A 17,027-nucleotide genomic window follows, 5' to 3' on the forward strand; every position below is an offset into this window, starting at 1 on the left:
GCAAGGTTGCTACTCATTTAAGGAGCCTCCCCGATGACCATGAACCTCGGTCCGTTATTCCAGCCTTTTGAAGACAAATCCCTGAAACTGCGTAACCGTGTTGCGATGGCTCCAATGACCCGCAATTTTTCACCGGGCAGTGTGCCGGGAGCTAACGTGGTGGATTACTATCGTCGGCGCGCCGAAGGCGGCGTGGGCCTGCTGATCACCGAGGGCACCACAGTCAATCATCCTGGCGCCAATGGATACCCCAACGTACCAGCGTTTCACGGTGATGAGGCCCTTGCGGGCTGGAAGAACGTCGTGAATGCGGTACATGACGCGGGCGGCGCGATTTTCCCGCAGCTCTGGCACGTGGGCGCTGTTCGCAAGGAAGGCATTGAGCCAGATCCGAGCGTGCCTGGCTTCAGTCCTTCCGGCCTGTTCGCCCCGGGTAAGCCGAATGGCAAAGCCATGACACAGGAAGACATCACCGACGTGATCAATGCTTTTGCTGACGCAGCCCAGGATGCGAAGGCTCTGGGCTTTGATGGCGTTGAGATCCACGGTGCTCACGGTTACCTGCTTGACCAGTTCTTCTGGGAAGGTACTAACGAGCGTACCGACGAATACGGCGGCAGCATGGCGAATCGGCAGCGTTTTGTCATTGAGATTATCGAAGCCGTCCGCCAGCGCGTCGGCCCGGATTTCCCTATCATGTTGCGGTTTTCCCAGTGGAAGCAGCAGGATTATGAGGCTAAATTAGTCAACACACCCGAGGAGCTTGAGCAGTTCCTGGAGCCTCTGGTTGACGCTGGCGTAGACATTTTCCATGCCTCCACCCGTCGCTTCTGGGAACCGGAATTTGAGGGTTCCGATCTTAATCTTGCGGGCTGGACCCAGAAACTCTCCGGCAAGCCGACGATGTCTGTAGGCAGTGTCGGTCTGACCGAGGACTTTATCAGCGGCACTTTTGCCAGCAAGAAGGAAGCCGTCGAGCAGTCAGGTATCGACGAACTCGTGGAGCGTATGAATAACCGCGAGTTTGAGCTGATTGCTGTTGGCCGGGCGCTGCTCCAGGATCCGCAATGGCTGGTCAAAGTGAAGGAAGGCCGGATCGCAGACGTGGAAGCATTCGCCAAGAAGTCTCTTAGCAAGTTATATTGACGTCAAATCCGGGTGTAGAGGAATCTGACCAGCACCATGTCGTTTGATACCACTGAACACAACCGCCGGCGCTACTGCTTTGATGGGGTAGAGTCGGTGTGGCTGTTTGGCTACGGCTCCCTGATCTACAAAGTCGATTTCCCCTTTCTGGAGCAACGCCCCGCGAGCATTGAAGGCTGGGCTCGCCGTTTCTGGCAGGGCTCCCACGACCACCGCGGTACCCCGGCCTCACCGGGGCGTGTGGTAACCCTGATAGAGTCGCCCAAAACCTGCTGTAAGGGTATGGCTTACCGGGTGTCGCCCGAAGTTTTCGCCCACCTGGATGTGCGGGAGAAAAATGGTTATCTGCGATTCGTCACTCCTATGATTTTTTCCGATGGGACCCGTGAAGACGGCCTGGTCTATATCGCCACTGAAGATAACGCCGCATTCCTCGGCCCTGCCGAAGACGCTGAAATTGCCAGCCAGATCGCCACCGCCGAGGGCCCCAGCGGCCGCAATATCGATTATCTCCTGAAGCTCGCCACAGCGCTGCGAGCATTGGGTGATGACGACCCTCATGTGTTTGCGCTTGAGCGTTACCTGCGCTGATCTGGGTCTCAGGACATTACGCTTGTTGCGACAGTTGTATGGCATCTGTACTGGTCCGTCGGCTGCTTACTGTGTCTGTGCCTGCATCAAAAACTCTGTAAAGCTGAAGCCCTTAATCGTTGTTCAAAGGAGCCTGTACCGATGGGTACTGACCGTTTTACTCATACTTCAGCGGTGCACTCACAGTGACAGTTGACCTGTTAGTCGCCCTCATGGTCTTCGCGTTTGTTGCGTCCATTACACCGGGGCCGAATAACCTGATGCTTATGGCGTCCGGCGCCAACTTCGGTTTTCGTCGCACCGTGCCTCACATGCTCGGGGTCGCCGGTGGTTTTGTGGTGATGGTGGTGTTGGTCGGGATGGGTCTGGCGCAAGTCTTCCAGATTTATCCGGTCAGCTACACCGTACTGATGGTGGTGAGTGTGCTCTACCTGATGTTTCTGGCCTGGAAGATCGCCACTGCGGCGCCACCACGGGAGGTCGAGCACGTCGGGACACCCTTCACTTTCCTGCAGGCCGCACTTTTCCAATGGGTGAACCCCAAGGCCTGGGCCATGGCGCTGACTGCAATCAGCGTCTACTCGCCCTCTAAGGATCTCGGGGCTATTGTGCTGGTCGCACTGATCTTCGGCCTGATTAACCTGCCGTCGGTGTCGACATGGACTCTACTTGGCGAGCAGTTGCAACGAGTGCTGACTAACCCGCTGCGGCTGAGGCTGTTTAATTTTGCGATGGCAATTTTGCTGTTGGCTTCATTATACCCGGTGATTTTCGCAAACGGTGCGGGCCCGTTGTAGTCGATTCCCTGGCACGTTTCCGTATGATAGGGACTGTCATGCATTCACGAATGAGGGATAATATGGGATCTGTTAAGTCAGTTGTTGCCATCGTGCTGATGGCAACCAGTCTGTTTATAGCCGGGTGTGCGACGGTGGGGAAAGAGTTTGCGACCCACAATGTAGACCAGATTGAGGTTGGTGAGACTACCCGGGCAGACATCCAGACTATGTTCGGCGAACCCTGGCGTACAGGGGTCGAGGACGGCATGCGAACCTGGACTTACGGCAACTACCGCTGGTCTGCGTTTGGAGATGATGAAACCACGGATCTGGTGGTACGTTTCGACGGCGAGGGCAAGGTCGCCTCTTACGTCTACAACACCACCAATAAGTAAGCCTCGTTTTGGCGCTTACCCTTGATACACCGGCTATTCACTCGAATATTCCGAATGGTGGACTTCATATGTCAGAAATCCAGAGAATACCCCAGGGTGACGGTGCGGCCACGACCCTTGAAGTAACGGGTATCGTTCACCTGGGCACTCTGGGAGTAATAGGTGATGTAATCCTCGTTGAACAGGTTGGCCAAGGCCAGATTGATTTTCCCGGCCGGCAGGCGATAGCCCAATGAGGCGTCCACCAGCGTGTAGCCGTCAAACTCCTTCTGCGGGTCATCAAAGCTGCGGTCGAAGGCATGGCTGGCCTGGATCAACGAATCGAGTTTGTTGTTCCATTGGGCGCGCCAGTTGGTCGTAAGCCGGTTGGGCGGTATGTTCAGTCCGTCCAGTTTGCTGTCCACGTCGCCGTCCTGATCACTGTCGAATTCGCCATTGATGCGGGAATAGGCGAGCTCCAGCCGATGCTGCTCATGGGCGGCGAAGCCCAGGGTCGCCTCGTAACCGTTGATTTCAGTTTTCTCACGCTGAACGAAATAGGTGTCGTTAATCAATTCCAGCCGCGAACCCAGGTCGGAGTCCGACTCGTAATAGCTCAGTTCAAAATCCACCGGGTGGTAATCGACGCGAAAACCGATTTCCCGGTTTTCAGTGACAACCGGCTGCAGATCCAGAAAATCATCCACGTCCTGATTTTCCTGACTGATGCCACGCAGAACCCGGCCCACATCCGCCATGCCAAAGCCTTCAGAATAGTTGGCAAACAGGCTCAACCAGTTTAGCGGTTTGTAAACGACGCCGGCGTTGAACAGGGTCTCTTCGAAATTTGGCTTGCCGCCATCGACGGTCACGCCATTGGCGGAGTCCAGGGTCTGGAAGGTGTCCACATCCAGTTCGGCGATTTCATGGCGCACGCCAGTGCTGAGAATCAGGTTGTCTACCGGCTTGATCTCCGCCTGCAGGAAAGGGGCGTAGTTGTTGAAGTCAGTTTCCGGCACCCAGGACCGATCGGTCAGCACCAGGGTCTGGGCCGTGGTGTCTTTGAGCAGGTCGAGGCCTCCTGTCAGTTTCAGGCGATCATTCAACAGGTTGGCTTTGGTAAGGGTAAACTTGGCTCCCAGTTTATCGGATTCCGCCTGGGACTGGTCGAACAGGGTGCCGTCCGGCGCAATGCTCTCGTCCTGGAAGGTCGGGGTGAGGGTGGCGCCAAAACGGCCCTCGAACTGCTGGCTGTAGGCCTGGGCGTTGAACACCATGCCGTAAAGGTCGTCATGCTGGTACTTCACACTGGTAGTCAGGACCTGATTACGGGGCGCCTTGCCTTCCGGATCGCCCTTCACCGAAGTGGTGGGAATACCGGCATCGCGGTCACCGTTCACGCTGATGTAGTCCTGCTTGCCAGTGACGTCATAGCGGTTGATCTCGAACTCCACATTCTGATCGTTGTCGATCCAGTAACCCAGCTTGGCAAACACGTCGTAGGCGCGGGAATTCATCAGATCGCCCTGGGTGTTGTCCACACCTACCAGATCGCCGTTGGCGTCGGTGTAAACGCCTTGTTCCTCGTAACTGGCACCCACAAGGTATTCAAAATCTTTTCGCGTGCCTTCCACGCGATAGTTTAGTTTGAAACCCATGGAGTCAGAATCGGGATCGTCAGTCGGCGCAGTGCCCTGGATGCTGGCGTGCTGGCGAACTTCGCTGCTGGTGGGGCGGCGGGTGATGAAGTTGATGATGCCGCCGGTGGCGCCCAGGCCGTGGATGGCGTTGGCGCCGTGTATCACTTCAATACGTTCCACCATGGCCATGTCGATGGTGTGGGTACCGCGGCCAGTACTACGCAGGGGGTTGGACTGTGGTACGCCGTCGATCAGGAACAGCGCTTTGCGACCGCGGAAGGTTTCACCGGAACCTGTCATTTTCTGACGGTTGGGGGAGTAAGCGGGTAACAGGTTGCTGAGTACCTGGGATGAGTCTGACGTCAGGTTGAGCTGTTGTTCGATCTGCTCGCGGGTAATCACGGTGACGACCTGAGGCGATTCATCGAGCTGAGTGCCCGAGCGACTGGAGCTGACCACCAGTGCATCAAGCGCGGTGGGGGTGTCGGCGTGAACGGATGCGGAGGCAACTGCCAGGGAAAGCAGTGCAATGCCACAGGGGGCAGGTTTCAATAACATGTTGCGAATCCTGAAAGTGAGTTGTTGCGTTGTTGGCTGTTATAAAGTGGCCGAATTCTAAATTAGATGATAATGATTATCAAATCGAAATGATTGTTATAACTTATTGTGTGTCAATTTTTAATTATGACGCGAGGTTCGGCTTTGATTAGCGGCAGGGGGCAAGTGGAGCAGTACTTGGCGGGTTGAGCGGCCCGGAAGTAGTAACAACAGGTTTTGCGAATGCGTATGTTGGGGTCTTCGCCGCATTGCCGCGGTTGAAAATAGCGGTGCAAAGGATTGTGGTCAGTGCCAAACAGATCAGCGGGCGCCTGGTGGATCAGGAAGTGAAAGTCGTCGGTAATACGCTGTTGGCGGTGTGGGCAGCTCTGAGCTGCCAGCCGCCTTTCGTAGAGCGAATAGACTCGCACTGCGGTGTTTTCCCAAAGCACCGGGAGTGGCACTCGCGCGACGGCGCGGAAACTTCGCCACAGGGGAGCGAGATGCCCGGCGAACAGCCGGTGAACCACGGTAGCCCGCCAGTCGTTGCGCGCACCGGCGCTGGGGGCAGTTACCGTGAGATCTTCCAGCGGCAGGCGGGATTGCCAGAGGCCATCCTGATGGCGGTATTCCAGGATACTGTTATCAATCGACAGGTCCAGCCCCCGGTCCAGAGCGGACATTGCATAAAGAGCGCTTCCGGTGGTCAGAAAGGCGATGCGCTTGGCCAGCAGCGAGGCCGTGACGTACCGGTTCGGTGAACCGATTACCGGGGCCAGTCGGTCCAGCAGGTCGCGGCAGGTCTCCGGCTCCAGCAGCCTGGCCGCTGGCAGGGCGAAGTCGCGGTCTTGCTGCTCCGCCATGATCAGCCGGCACTGGCTTGCCAGTTCTTCCTTTTGCCCGGGGTCAAGCATCAACCGCATTGGGAGCTCCCTCTCGACGGGTTTCCATCGACTTGCCGAAAGGTATGCACAGCGGGGTGTCGAACAGTGGGTCGCGGATGATGCGACAGCCCAGATTAAACACCTCCCGCACCATGGTTTCGGTTACCACCTCATCGGGACGGCCTTTTGCGTGGACCCGGCCATCGCGTACCGCCACGATATGGTGGGCGTAACGGCAGGCCAGGTTGAGGTCATGCAGCACCATCACAATGGTCTTTTGCCCCCGCGTGTTGAGCTCTGCCAGCAGATCGAGTATGTCGATCTGGTGAGTGAGGTCCAGGTAAGTGGTGGGCTCGTCCAGCAGTAATATGCCGGTGTCCTGGGCCAGGGTCATGGCGATCCAGGCCCGTTGGCGCTGGCCGCCGGACAGAGCATCCACCGGGGTATGTGCCAGGTCCTCCAGGTCGGTGTCTGCCAGAGCCTGGTCCACCCGATCTTCGTCCTCGCGAGTCCAGGATTGCAACCAGCGCTGGTGGGGGTAGCGGCCCTGGCGCACCAACTGGTGTACAGTCAGACCCTCCGGGGCGGTCGGGCCCTGAGGCAGGATGGCCAGCCGTTGTGCCACTTGTCGGGTAGCCCGGTGCTGAATGTCGTGCCCGTCCAGCAGCACCGTGCCCTGCCGGGGTTTCAGCAGGCGGGCAAAGGCCTTCAGCAGGGTGGACTTGCCACAGCCGTTGCCACCTACCAGCACGGTAATCTGACCCTCGGGAATTCGCAGGTCGAGGTTATGGATGACCTGGTGATCTTCATAGCCCAGGTGCAGGGCGCGGGTCTCAAGCGGCGGTATGGCGGAAGACATGGCCAACTCCTGGTCAGTAACGCTGGCGGAACAGCAGGTAGATAAAAAACGGCGCACCCACCGCAGACACGAAAATCCCGGCAGGCAGGTCCAGCGGCACGAACACGGTGCGGCCAATCAGGTCAGCGATCATCACCAGCAATCCGCCGATTATGGCTGCCACCGGTGCCAGCCCAGCGAAGTGTCGTTCCACCAGCTTGCGGGCAATGTGCGGCGCCATCAGTCCGACAAAACCGATGGCACCGGCATGGGCTACAGCGGCGCCGGCCAGGGCTACGCTGAGCAACAGTAGCAGCATCCGGTTGCGCTGCACTGCCAGGCCCAGGCCATGGGCCACGGTATCGCCAAATTCCTGCAGGTCGATGGCCCGGGCTCGGGTCAGCGCCAAGGGTAGCAGTATGGCCAGCCAAGGAGCGAGGGCGCGAACATCGCTCCAGTCAGATCCGTAAACGCTGCCGGTGAGCCAGACGTAGGCGGTCATGGTGGTGGAAATCGGGCTGAGAGTAATCATCAGGGTGGTGGCGGCCCCCATGGCGGCTGACAGCCCAATGCCGATCAATACCAGGCGTACGGGGGTCACCCCCTGTTGCCAGGCCAGCATGTAGATGACCAAGGCTGCCAGCATGGCTCCGGCGATGGCAGCCACCGGCAGCCAGTGGATGCCGAGATAGGGGGTGAGGAACGACAGGAATGCCACGGCGGCCACCGAGGCGCCACCGCTGATGCCGATGATATCCGGTGAGGCCAGCGGATTGCGCACCAAGGCCTGGAGAATCAGCCCGGAGACCCCCAGGGCGGCGCCCACCATAAAGGCCATGACCACTCGGGGCAGGCGCAGCGTGTTGATAATAAAGCCTTCAGGGCTGTCTGTATTACGCAGAAGTTCCCCCACGACGGTGACCGGTGAAAGGGTGACGTGACCAACGGATAACGACACCAGGATCAGGATTAGCCCGAGCAGCAGAAGCCCGGCGATAATCGCCAGGGTGCGCGGATTGATGGCCAGGGACACAGGCCCGAGTGCCAGGCGGGATAGTCTATCCATGGCCCAACCCCCGCCGTGCCAGGTGGATGAAAAAAGGGGTGCCGATCAACGCCGTCATCACCCCTACGGGAATTTCCTGCGGCATGATCAGAAAGCGGGCCACCACGTCCGCCACCAACAGCAGGCTGGCACCAAACACAGCACAACCGGGGATTACCCAGCGATGGTCCCGACCCAACCAGCCGCGAACCATATGTGGCACGATCAGGCCCATGAAGCCGACATTACCGGCCATCGCCACAGCGCTGCCAGCCAGACACAAGGTGAGCAGGCCGAGAATGATTTTCAACCTGCCCACGTTCTGGCCCAGGCCACGGGCAATGTCGTCGCCAGACATCAGCAGATTGATATGTCGACCCAGCAGCAAACACAGGGCAAGGGCGGGTAGGATCAGCGGCAAAGTGGGCACTACCATGTCCAGGCTGCGTCCGGATACTGAGCCAGCGAGCCAGAACAGCACACTGTCCAGGCCTTCCTGATTGGTAACCAGCAGTGCCTGGGTGAAGGAAACGAACAACGCGGTGATCGCAGCGCCAGCCAAGACCAGCCGCACCGGTGTTGGCCCTTCGCGGCCGAGGGTGCCCAGGGCGTAAACCAGGGTGCCAGCCACTGCGGCGCCCGCCAGGCCAATCCACAACAGGTGATTCATGGCCGAAACAGCCAGCAGGGTGGTGGCCAGTACGATGGCAAACACGGCCCCCGCGTTGACGCCGAAAATCGCGGGGGAGGCCAGTGGATTACGGGTCAGCGCTTGCATCAGTGCACCGGCAACCGCCAGTGAAGCACCTACCAGGGTAGCGATCACCGCCCGGGGAAGGCGGGAGCCCTGAACGATCAGGTGTTGAGTGTTGGTGGCTTCGAACTGAAACAGAGCTTGCACCACGGTGGCTGGTGAAATGGCTGTCTGGCCTAAGGCGAGGCTGGCGCAAAAGGCGGTGGTGGCCAGTACCATTCCGAACACCAGCCGGCTCGCTGGCCGTGCGGCTCGGGACTGACGCAAAAGCCCGGCGGTTGCAGCCGTAGCGCTCATGATTCCTCCTCCAGACCAAAGTGCCGGAATAGTTGATCCAGCATGCGATTGGCACCGAGGAAGCCGCCAGCGAGACTCCAGTCCACCCGATCCACAGGATAGACCCGAGCGTTTTGCACTGCCGTCAGGTTTTGCCACAGAGGATGGCTGGTCCACGCATCGAAGCTGTTGTGTACAGCCTGGTCATCTTCCATAAAGTAGAACACCACGTCAGCATCGATGATCGGAATGCTTTCCTTGGTGGTGAGCTTCAGTACCCATTGATTTTCCGGATGCGGTGGTGGGCGTGTGAACCCAAGGTTATGGAGGACGGTGCCAGCGTAGCTGCCATCGAGGTAGAGGCGGACATGATCAGCTCGAACATTCAGTACCGTGGCGGACATGGGCCAGCGGTCGCCGAGGGAGGCGGCGGCCTGCTGCCTGAAATTCGCCAGACGTCGCTCCCACGCGGTCCACAATTCGTCGGCGCGGGCTACCCGGTTGAGTGCCTGGCCCATGACATCCAGGGTTTGTTGAACATCAAAAACAGTTTCGAGAGAAATCGTGGGGGCGATCTGCGACAGCTGGTTGTAGATTTTTTCGTGGCGGCGTCTGGAGGCGATAATCAGATCTGGCTCCAGCAGGACAATGGCTTCAAGGCTGGGCTGGGTTTCCAGACCAACATGGGGCACGCCTTCAAGGGCGTCGTCCAGGTAATCATAGTTGGCGCCCTGAGCCCAGGCGTTGACGACTCCGGCGGGGGTTATGCCAAGAGCCACCGCAGTGTCGGTTGCGCCCTGGAACAGCGTCACCACCCGTACGGGCGTGCCCGTGATCCGGGTTTCTCCCTGTGCATGATTTAACGTCTGAACCGTTGGTTGCCGCGAAGGGTCGGCGTAGCCCCAGGGGCTTGCGACAACGACCAGCAGCCACAGGATCACTTTGGCGACGAAATCCCTCCTGGCACTCGAAGTCAACAACGGATTGGAAAGCATGGCGACACCTGGAAATTTGCGGTGATGATATAGATTATTATTCGCACTCACAAATGCCGTTCGTTGCTGGTGTTGCGATTTTTCCGGCCTACATTCGAGCGGCCCAATGTGCCGAAGGATTGATCAGGACGCAATTGCCGCGTAAGAGCCTGTTCTTCTCTCATAAAAAAGCGGGCTCTGGAAGCCCGCTTTTGGCATTCTGATGTTCAGACACTGGTTAGTTCACCAACGTTCCCCCATCCACCGCGAGGCACTGTCCGGTAATGTGCCGGCCAGCCTCCGAGGCCAGCAACACGGCAGCCCCCTTGAGATCTTCCTCGCCGCCAAACCGGTTGAGCGGAATACGCCCAAGCATGGTGTCGCCCTGGGTTTCCAGCAAGCCCTGGGACATTTTGGACGGGAAGAACCCCGGGCAAAGGGCATTCACATTGATATTGTGATGCCCCCACTCTGAGGCTAATGCCCGGGTGAAGTTCACCACGGCGCCTTTGCTGGTGTTATAGGCGATGGTCTGCATCCCTTCCGGGTTGCCAGACAGGCCCGCAATTGAGGCAATATTAATGACTTTGCCGGTATTGCGGGGAATCATGCACCGTTTGCCCACCGTCTGGGTGAGGAAGAAAACGGCGTTGACGTTGAGGTTCATTACCTTCATCCAGCCCTCTGCCGGATAGTCTTCCGCCGGAGCGCCCCAGGTGGCGCCGGCGTTATTCACCAGAATATCGATGTCACCCAACTGGTTGACGACCTGATCCACCACCGCAGGAATGCCTTCCAGCCTGGAAAGGTCAGCAGCAATAGTGATCACTTTTACACCCAGACCTTCCAGGTGTGCCTTGGCTTCATCCAGCTCATTCTGCTTACGGGCGCTGATGGCAATACTGGCACCCATTTCGCCCAAGGCCTCTGCCATTTGCAGGCCCAGCCCACGGGAGCCGCCGGTGATGAAGGCCACCTTGCCGGTCAGATCCAGTAATTGTTTTACACTCATGGTTATCTCCTTTGGAAGTCAGGCGGTCTTTGCCAGCAAGCCATCGCTGACTTGCGCCAAGTGGTGATCCGCATCCCCAAACAACAGGTTAATCAGGGTCAGGCGTTTGAACAAATGCGCGGCGAACATTTCATCGGTCACGCCCATGCCACCGTGCAGTTGCACCCCTTCCTGGCCCACAAAACGTGCCGCCTGACCGACCAGGGTCTTGGCCATGGAGGTGGCTTCCCGACGGCTCGCCCGATCATCGGAGTCGGCCTCGCTGGCGGCAAGGATGGCCATGGTTCTGGCTTGTTCGGTCTGGATGAACATATCCGCCATGCGATGCTGGAGCACCTGGAACTTACCGATGGGTACGCCGAACTGCTTGCGGGTTTTGATGTATTCAAGGGTGGCGGCGTTCATGGCTTCCATAGCGCCGACCGCTTCCGCGCACAGGGCGGCAATGCCCAGATCAATGGCTTTTTCGATGGTCGGGAAAGCCTCATCTAGGCTGCCAATCAGGTTTTCGGCATTCACGGCCGCGTTACTAAAGCTTATCTCGGCTGTGCGGTGGCCATCGTGGGTGGCAAAGTCGTCGATCTTGACGCCGTTCGCGCCACTATCCACCAGGAACAGGGACAAGCCGGATTCGTCATTCACGCCACCACTGGTTCGCGCCGAGACGATCAGCTGGTTCGCTTGGCCGCCGTGGATCACCGCCGTCTTTTGGCCGCTGATCAGGAAATCGTTCCCGTCTTTACGCGCCGTGGTCTGCACCTGATTGAGCTGGTAGCGGGCGCCGGGCTCGCTGTGAGCCAGGGCCAGCAGCCGCTCACCGCTGGCGAGGGCAGGTAGAATATCGGCTTTCTGGCTGTCGTTGCCCGCATCCCGGATCAATCCGCCAGCAAGCACGACGGTGGCAAGGTAGGGCTCGACTACCAGGCCGCGGCCAAAGTTTTCCATTACCACCATGGTGTCGATAGCGTTACCGCCCAGGCCGTCGTATTCCTCGGGAAACGTGAATCCCAGCAGGCCCATATCCGCGAAGGTGGCCCAGGTGGTTTTGTCAGTACCTGCGCCGGAACGGATGATGTTCTGCCGCTTCTCGAAGCCATATTCATTGGCGACGAAGCGACGCAGGGAATCATTCAGCATCTGCTGTTCTTCGGTCAGATCAAAATTCATACCGCCTCCTTATAAGCCAAGCACGAGTTGGGCAATGATATTGCGCTGGATCTCGTTTGAGCCGCCAAAGATCGACAGCTTGCGCATGTTGAAGTAATCGCCCGCTGACGGGGTGGCATCAATCGAGCCTGCACGTGGGCCGTTGTAGTCCCGCTCCAGCGCCTCCGGAATATGGGCAATGGCGTCCTGACCGCCCGCTTCCATCAGCATCTCGAATAGCTGCTGGCCGACTTCGGTGCCCCGGATTTTCAAGCTTGACGCCAGTGCTCCCGGGCCGTTCTTGTCCGTTAAAACCCGCAACACCGTAAGCTCCAGAGCTCTCAACTCCATATCCAACTGCGCCAGCCGGTCCCGGAAGCGGGTATTCTCGATCAGCGGCCGCTGTCCATCCTGCTCCTGCCGGGCCACTTCCTTGAGGCGCTTCATCAGCGCCTTCCACTGTCCGACGTTGGCGAGACCGGTTCGCTCGTGGCCGAGCAGGAATTTGGCGTAGGTCCAGCCCTGGTTTTCTTCACCCACGAGGTTTTCAACCGGAACTTTCACGTTATCGAAGTAAACCTCGTTAATCTCATGCTCACCGTCCAGCATGATGATCGGCCGCACTTCGATACCGGGATCGTTCATGTCGATCAGCAGGAAGGAAATCCCTCGCTGTGGTTTACCTTCGTTGCTGGTCCGTACCAGACAGAAGATCCAGTCCGCATGCTGGCCCAGGGTGGTCCAGGTTTTCTGGCCGTTGACCACATAATGATCGCCTTCGAGTTTCGCACTGGTGCGAAGCGAAGCCAGATCCGAGCCCGCGCCAGGCTCGGAATAACCTTGGCACCACCAGTTTTCACCACTGAGGATGCCGGGCAGGAAGCGCTGTTTCTGCTCGTCGTTGCCAAAGGTCATAATCACAGGTGCGACCATGCGCAGCCCGAAGTCGAGTTGGCGCGGTGCACCGGCGAGGGCACTTTCTTCTTCGAAGATAATCTGCTCGATCGGGTCCCAACCGGTTCCGCCGAATTCTTCCGGCCAGGTGGAGGCTCCCCAGCCTTTATCAAACAGTATTTTCTGCCAGCGTTCGGTCATGGCCTTGTCTGGGCGCAGGCGTTTCTGAACCCGTTCGCGGATGTCATCCGGGAGGTTGTCTTGCAGGAACTGGTGGACTTCCTCGCGAAAGGCTTCCTGTTCCAATGTGTAATTAAGATCCATAGAGCACCTCTTCTGTTGGCTGAGGTTGATGTTCGGCTATCTGAGTTGCCTGGGAATTTTAATGCTGGGACTTCAACTTTTGGCTGTTGCGCCGGTCGGGTATCCCCTTTCAAAACACGCTCCTTCGGCCCATCCCTGGGGCGCTTGGGCTCCGCCATCCATGGCTCCGCACAGTTTTGAAAGGGGATACCCGACCGACGCTTCGAGTCTTTTCGGGCCTGCTTTTCAATATCGTTCTGAGGGTTAAACGCCCAAAGCTCGGCATCTTTGCTGTTTGGCCATAGCACATAGCTCCGGGCGGCTGGCAGGTAGGGCTGTCCAAAACCGTGCGGAGCCATGGATGGCGGAGCCCGAGCGTCACATGGATGTGCCGAAGGAGCGCGTTTTGGACAGCCCTACCTGCTAGCCGCTCTCCCCCAAAGCCTCAGGCGGCCAAGAATTTAGGCAACCTCAAACAACCCGGCAGCACCCATACCTGTACCGACGCACATAGTCACGACAACGTACTTAACACCACGACGCTTGCCTTCGATCAACGCATGGCCGACCAGGCGTGAGCCGGTGGTGCCGTAGGGGTGACCTACCGCGATCGCGCCACCGTTGACGTTCAAGCGGTCCATCGGGATCCCCAGTTTGCGCTGGCAGTACAGAACCTGGACGGCGAAGGCTTCGTTCAGTTCCCACAGGCCGATGTCGTCGACGGTCAGACCGGCGCGCTTGAGCAGTTTGGGGACCGCAAAGACCGGGCCGATGCCCATTTCGTCGGGCTCGCAGCCGGCTACCGCAAAGCCACGGAAAATGCCGAGCGGGGCAACACCGCGCTGTTCGGCGATTTTGCTGTCCATCAGGACGCAGGCGGAAGCACCGTCGGAGAACTGGCTGGCGTTGCCGGCGGTGACTACACCACCTTCCATCGCGGAGCGGATCTTGCTGACGCCTTCCAGATTGGTGTCAGGGCGGATGCCTTCATCCTGGCTTACGGTCACTTCCTGGCTGCTGAGCTGGCCGGTGGCCTTATCGGCGACGCCCATGGTGGTGGTGATGGGTACGATTTCGTCGTCGAACTTGCCGTCCTGACGTGCCTGATCAGCCAGTTGCTGACTGCGCACGCCGTATTCGTCCATATCTTCTTTCTTGATGCCGTAGCGTTTGGCCACGGTTTCGGCGGTATCCAGCATGGACCAGTAGAGTTCCGGCTTGTTCTTGGCCAGCCAGGGTTCCATGAAGTAGTTCTGATTCACATTGGCCTGCACGGTGGAGATGGACTCCACACCGCCTGCGACCATCACCGGCACCTTGTCCACGGCAATGTGATGAGCTGCCATGGCGATGGCCTGCAAGCCGGATGAGCAGAAACGGTTGATGGTGGCGCCGCCTACGGTGACCGGCAGTCCGGCACGGATGGCGCCCATGCGGGCCACATCGTTACCGGTGGAGCCTTCCGGCAGGGCGCAGCCCATCAGCACGTCTTCGATTTCGTTGGGGTCGACTTTGGAACGCTCGACTGCGTGCTGGATGGCATGGCCGGCCAGGGTCGCGCCGTGGGTCATGTTCAGGCCGCCGCGCCAGGATTTGGCCAGAGGCGTGCGGGCGGTGGATACGATGACAACATCATTGGACATAACAATTCTCCTAGTGCGGAGCGGCGGTGTTTAGGCCGCCCCGGATCAATTCGTGTTCCGGTTATTTGCTATCGAAACCCTTGCCTTCCTCAGCGCGCTTGGCTAGCAGCGCCGCCGGTTCCCAGAAACCTGGCTGAGTGTGGCGGTCTTCGGTAAAGGCCTGCATGGCACGAACGACGTTGGGCAGCCCGACTTCCTCGGCGTAATGCATGGGGCCACCACGGAACACGGGGAAGCCATAACCGGTCAGGTACACCATGTCGATGTCAGAGGCGCGCTGGGCGATGCCTTCGTCCAGAATCTGGGCGCCTTCGTTCACCAGGGCGTAGACACACCGCTCGACGATTTCCTGATTGCTGATTTTGCGCGGAGTAATGTCTAGCTCGGCACGGACTTCGTCCACTACCTTGTCGACTTCCGGATCTGGCAGGGCGTTGCGGTTGCCGGGCTCGTAGCGATAGAAGCCAGCACCGGTCTTCTGGCCGTAGCGGCCCATTTCGCACAGGCGATCGGCGACGACCATCTTCACCATGTCCGGGTTTTCTTCGTACTGGCGCTTGCGGATGGCCCAGCCAATGTCGCCACCGGCCAGATCGGCCATGCGCAGCGGCCCCATGGCAAAGCCGAACTTCTCGATGGACTTGTCAATCTGCTGCACGCTGGCACCTTCTTCCAGCATCAGCAGGGCTTCGCGCTGGTACTGGTTGATCATGCGGTTGCCGATAAAGCCGTCACACACGCCGGACACCACGGCGGTCTTCTTGATGACCTTGGCCAGCTTCATGGCGGTGGCCAGGACGTCTTTCGCGGTCTTCTCGCCACGGACCACTTCCAGCAGCTTCATGATGTTGGCGGGGCTGAAGAAGTGCAGGCCGATGACGTCTTGTGGGCGCTTGGTAAAACTGGCGATTTTGTTCAGGTCCAGGGTGGAAGTGTTGGACGCCAGAATCGCACCGGGCTTGCAGACTTCGTCCAGTTTTTCGAACACGGACTGTTTCACGCCCATTTCCTCGAACACGGCTTCGATCACCAGATCGACATCCTTGAGGTCGTCATAGGTAAGGGAAGGCTTGAGTAGCGCCAACTTTGCCTTGGCGTCGTCTTCGCTCATGCGGCCTTTTTTGACCTGGCTTTCGTAAACTTTCTGGATGGCCGCGATGCCACGGTCCAGGCCTTCCTGTTTCATTTCCACCAGCGTCACCGGAATGCCAGCATTGAGGAAATTGATGCTGATGCCTGTGCCCATGGTGCCGCCACCGATCACGCCGACCGACTTAACATCGCGAACCGGGGTGTCCGCCGGTACATCGGCAATCTTGCTGGTCAGCCGCTCAGAGAAAAAGGCATGGCGCATGGCGCGGGATTCCGGCGTCTGCATCAGGTTCAAAAAGGCTTCCCGCTCAAACTCCATGCCCTTGTCAAACGGCTTGGTCACCGCCGCGTGAACCGCATCCACACACTTCAGCGGGGCCGGGTAGTTTTTCGCCATGGCACCCACGGTGTTGCGGGTGAACATGAAAAAGCCCTCGGGGTTCGGGTGTTTGGCTTTCAGGTCCCGCACTTTTTTCAGTGGCAGTTTTTCGCTGACCACCTTGGTGGCATAAGCGATGGCCGCATCCAGCAGTTCGCCGTCGACGATCTCGTCAAACAGCGCACTGCCTTTGAATTGCTTCGCGGGCACAATGCTCCCGGACACAATCATGTTGACCGCGTGCTCGGCACCAATTAACCGGGGCAGGCGCTGGGTACCGCCAGCACCAGGTAACAGGCCCAGTTTTACTTCCGGCAGGGCAATCTGCGCGTCTGGTTTGGCAGTGCGGTAGTGACAGCCCAGGGCAAGTTCCAGACCGCCGCCCATGCAGGCACCGCTGATGGCAGCGATGACCGGCTTGCGGCTGCTTTCCACATAGTTGATGACGGTGTTCAGGTTAGGTTCGGCGGTGGCTTTGGATGTGCCAAATTCACTGATGTCGGCGCCGCCGGAAAAGGCACGGTCGGAGCCGATCAGCACCACAGCTTTTACTGCATCGTCGGCTTCCGCCTGTCGAATACCGCTGACAATGCCCTCGCGCAGCGCCAGCCCAAGCCCGTTGACGGGCGGATTATCGAGTCGGATAACGGCGATCTGGCCTTTAATATCGTAGTGCGCAGTACTCATGTGCGGCTCCTTGTTATTTCCATACACTGGTGT

General features: G+C 58.6%; 15 protein-coding genes. 4 read left to right on the forward strand and 11 right to left on the reverse strand.

The genetic code is table 11. The features are described 5' to 3' along the window. Positions 1 to 33 precede the first annotated feature (33 nt). The 4 genes from WEB64_RS13205 (at position 34) to bamE (ending at position 2,911) form a co-directional block, all read left to right on the forward strand. Positions 34 to 1,146 (forward strand): NADH:flavin oxidoreductase, encoded by a 1,113-nt coding sequence (locus WEB64_RS13205; RefSeq protein ID WP_368058515.1) that lies wholly within the window; start codon positions 34 to 36, stop codon positions 1,144 to 1,146. Between the two features lie 36 nt (positions 1,147 to 1,182). Continuing rightward, positions 1,183 to 1,737 (forward strand): gamma-glutamylcyclotransferase, encoded by a 555-nt coding sequence (locus WEB64_RS13210; RefSeq protein ID WP_368058517.1) that lies wholly within the window; start codon positions 1,183 to 1,185, stop codon positions 1,735 to 1,737. A 212-nt stretch (positions 1,738 to 1,949) separates the two neighbouring features. After that, positions 1,950 to 2,534, forward strand: a complete 585-nt coding sequence (locus WEB64_RS13215; protein ID WP_368058533.1) for a LysE family translocator — start codon at positions 1,950 to 1,952, stop codon at positions 2,532 to 2,534. A gap of 62 nt (positions 2,535 to 2,596) precedes the next feature. Next, positions 2,597 to 2,911 (forward strand): outer membrane protein assembly factor BamE, encoded by a 315-nt coding sequence (gene bamE / locus WEB64_RS13220; protein ID WP_368058519.1) that lies wholly within the window; start codon positions 2,597 to 2,599, stop codon positions 2,909 to 2,911. Positions 2,912 to 2,982: 71 nt separating this feature from the next. Here the strand turns inward: bamE and WEB64_RS13225 are convergent, their stop codons facing one another. From WEB64_RS13225 to WEB64_RS13275, 11 genes are all read right to left on the reverse strand, one after another. Continuing rightward, positions 2,983 to 5,088: a TonB-dependent receptor gene (locus WEB64_RS13225; protein ID WP_368058521.1), complete on the reverse strand. Its 2,106-nt coding sequence runs from the start codon at positions 5,086 to 5,088 to the stop codon at positions 2,983 to 2,985. A 113-nt stretch (positions 5,089 to 5,201) separates the two neighbouring features. Then, positions 5,202 to 5,990: an IucA/IucC family C-terminal-domain containing protein gene (locus tag WEB64_RS13230; RefSeq protein ID WP_368058523.1), complete on the reverse strand. Its 789-nt coding sequence runs from the start codon at positions 5,988 to 5,990 to the stop codon at positions 5,202 to 5,204. Further along, complete coding sequence (locus WEB64_RS13235) at positions 5,974 to 6,798, reverse strand: ABC transporter ATP-binding protein (protein ID WP_368058535.1); 825 nt, start codon at positions 6,796 to 6,798, stop codon at positions 5,974 to 5,976. Before WEB64_RS13235 ends, WEB64_RS13230 begins: the two co-directional genes overlap by 17 nt. Positions 6,799 to 6,823: 25 nt before the next feature. Beyond that, positions 6,824 to 7,855 carry a FecCD family ABC transporter permease gene (locus WEB64_RS13240; protein WP_368058525.1) on the reverse strand — a complete coding sequence of 344 codons (1,032 nt, stop codon included), beginning with the start codon at positions 7,853 to 7,855 and terminating at the stop codon, positions 6,824 to 6,826. Then, on the reverse strand, positions 7,848 to 8,807 hold the full coding sequence (locus WEB64_RS13245; protein WP_368058537.1) for a FecCD family ABC transporter permease: 960 nt from the start codon (positions 8,805 to 8,807) through the stop codon (positions 7,848 to 7,850). The genes WEB64_RS13240 and WEB64_RS13245 overlap by 8 nt, the downstream gene beginning before the upstream one ends. A 74-nt stretch (positions 8,808 to 8,881) precedes the next feature. Further along, the gene (locus tag WEB64_RS13250) at positions 8,882 to 9,859 is read right to left on the reverse strand and encodes an ABC transporter substrate-binding protein (protein ID WP_368058527.1); all 978 of its coding nucleotides are present in this window, start codon (positions 9,857 to 9,859) and stop codon (positions 8,882 to 8,884) included. 217 nt (positions 9,860 to 10,076) lie between these two features. After that, positions 10,077 to 10,850, reverse strand: a complete 774-nt coding sequence (locus WEB64_RS13255) for an SDR family oxidoreductase (RefSeq protein WP_368058529.1) — start codon at positions 10,848 to 10,850, stop codon at positions 10,077 to 10,079. 18 nt (positions 10,851 to 10,868) lie between these two features. After that, complete coding sequence (locus tag WEB64_RS13260; RefSeq protein ID WP_368058531.1) at positions 10,869 to 12,017, reverse strand: acyl-CoA dehydrogenase family protein; 1,149 nt, start codon at positions 12,015 to 12,017, stop codon at positions 10,869 to 10,871. A 9-nt stretch (positions 12,018 to 12,026) separates the two neighbouring features. Beyond that, positions 12,027 to 13,214 (reverse strand): acyl-CoA dehydrogenase family protein, encoded by a 1,188-nt coding sequence (locus WEB64_RS13265; RefSeq protein ID WP_368065648.1) that lies wholly within the window; start codon positions 13,212 to 13,214, stop codon positions 12,027 to 12,029. Positions 13,215 to 13,654: 440 nt separating this feature from the next. Then, complete coding sequence (locus WEB64_RS13270) at positions 13,655 to 14,836, reverse strand: acetyl-CoA C-acyltransferase (protein WP_368058399.1); 1,182 nt, start codon at positions 14,834 to 14,836, stop codon at positions 13,655 to 13,657. A 61-nt stretch (positions 14,837 to 14,897) separates the two neighbouring features. Beyond that, positions 14,898 to 16,994 carry a 3-hydroxyacyl-CoA dehydrogenase NAD-binding domain-containing protein gene (locus WEB64_RS13275; RefSeq protein WP_368058401.1) on the reverse strand — a complete coding sequence of 699 codons (2,097 nt, stop codon included), beginning with the start codon at positions 16,992 to 16,994 and terminating at the stop codon, positions 14,898 to 14,900. Positions 16,995 to 17,027 lie beyond the last annotated feature (33 nt).

This window comes from Marinobacter sp. (assembly GCF_040882185.1).
GTDB lineage: Bacteria > Pseudomonadota > Gammaproteobacteria > Pseudomonadales > Oleiphilaceae > Marinobacter.